Annotated in this window: 1 protein-coding gene; it reads left to right on the top strand. The window is 73.9% G+C overall.

Annotation, left to right across the window (positions count from 1 at the left end; genetic code table 11):
- Positions 1–1296 (top strand): PI-PLC domain-containing protein (locus ND748_RS31655; RefSeq protein WP_251749959.1); only part of this gene is annotated, 1296 nt, incomplete at its 5' end.
- Positions 1297–1585: the final 289 nt, after the last annotated feature.

The following is a 1585-nucleotide window of genomic DNA, read 5'->3' as shown; positions in this document are numbered from 1 at the left end:
GTCCTGCTCGCCGCGCGCCGCGCCCGCTGCCGGCGCGGCGACACGATCCTGCTGGTCGCCGGGGGGATGGTGGCCGGCGGGTCCGCCGCGCTGCTGCTCGGGCTGCTGCTGCCCGCCCTGGTCGGCGACCCGCTGGCGGGGGTGGTCGGCGCCAACCCGACGCTGCCCCTGCGGGTGCGGGATCTGCTGCACGACCTGCAGGGCACCATGATCGGCAGCGTCCGCACGGTATGTAGCCAGGTCGCCGCGGGGGTGGTGCTGGCGGGGTGCCTGCTCGGTCTCGTCGGCCTGCTCGTGCGGCGCCGGCTCCGGCCGTTCACCCGGCGCCGCTCGGTGGCCATGGCACTGTCCGCGGCGGTGCTGCTGAGCTGCTCGTGGCTGGCGACGCCGGCGCGGTTCGGCGGGGAGGCGGCGAGCTGCAACGGCAGCCGGGGCCAGTGTGGGCTGCGCTACGACGAGGCGGTCTACGCCGCCAGCCACAACGCGATGGCCTCCAGTGCCGCTGACTTCGTCGGCGCGACGCAGGATCCGGACCTCGTCGGCCAGCTCGACACCGGCGTCCGGGCGCTGCTGCTCGACGTGCAGCACTGGACGACGCCGGCGCAGGTGGAGACGTTCCTGGCGGGCCTGCGCCCGCGGGAACGCGACGCGCTGGCGCCACTGGCCCGCGGGGCCCGCTCCGCCCGGCCCGGCCTGTGGCTGTGCCACAGCGTGTGCCAGTTCGGGTCGGTGAGCCTCGAGGACGCGCTGCGCTCGGTCGACGACTGGCTGGCGCGCAACCCGTCCGAGGTCGTCACGTTGATCCTGCAGGACTCGGTGCCGCCCGGGGAGGTGATTGCCGCCTTCCGCCGGGTGCGGCTGCTGCACCGGATCGTGACGCCGCCAGCGGACCCGCACGGGCGCTGGCCGACGCTCGGGCACCTGGTGGCGACCGACCGCCGGCTGGTGGTCTTCGCGGAGAACGCCGACGTCCCGAAGAGCTGGTATCGGCGGTTCTTCCGATACGGGGCGGACACGCCGTTCGACGTGCCCTCCCCGGCGGGGTTCACCTGCCGCGTCGGACGTGGTTCGCCCACCGCGCCGCTGCTGCTCGTCAACCACTGGGTGGAGGGCGACGATCCGGGCCGAACCTACGCGGACGCGGTCAACCGGGAACCCGTGCTGCTCGCCCACCTGCGCCGCTGTGAACGGGCCGGGCTCGCCCCGACGTTCCTCGCGACCGACTTCACCACCATCGGCGATCTCATCCCGACGGTGGCGGCGCTGAATGCTCAGCGGAGCCACTCCCCGCGCTGAGCGCCGCCTTTCCACCGGGCCGACCCAGAGCGCATTTATCAACGGTTTCCGGCAGCTCGCCACACTTCTCCCAATGGGCGACGGCGGGCGATGGTGCGTACCCGGTCAACCGGTTTATCGCGACGCTCCCGGGTATCCGGAGATTGACAATCTCCCTACTACGGCCGCCGGCGCCCCAAACGAAAGGAAGGTGGCGAGATCTCGCCGACCCCACGCCGATCCGCGCACGGCGGCGCGTCGACGCCGCGGGTGGAGCCCCGGGCTCGAACGCGCCGGCCCGGCCCGCCCG

This window comes from Frankia sp. AiPs1 (genome assembly GCF_023716945.1).
Lineage (GTDB): Bacteria > Actinomycetota > Actinomycetes > Frankiales > Frankiaceae > Frankia.
Note: the sequence above shows the minus strand (reverse complement) of the source record. Positions and strands in the feature narration are given on the sequence as shown.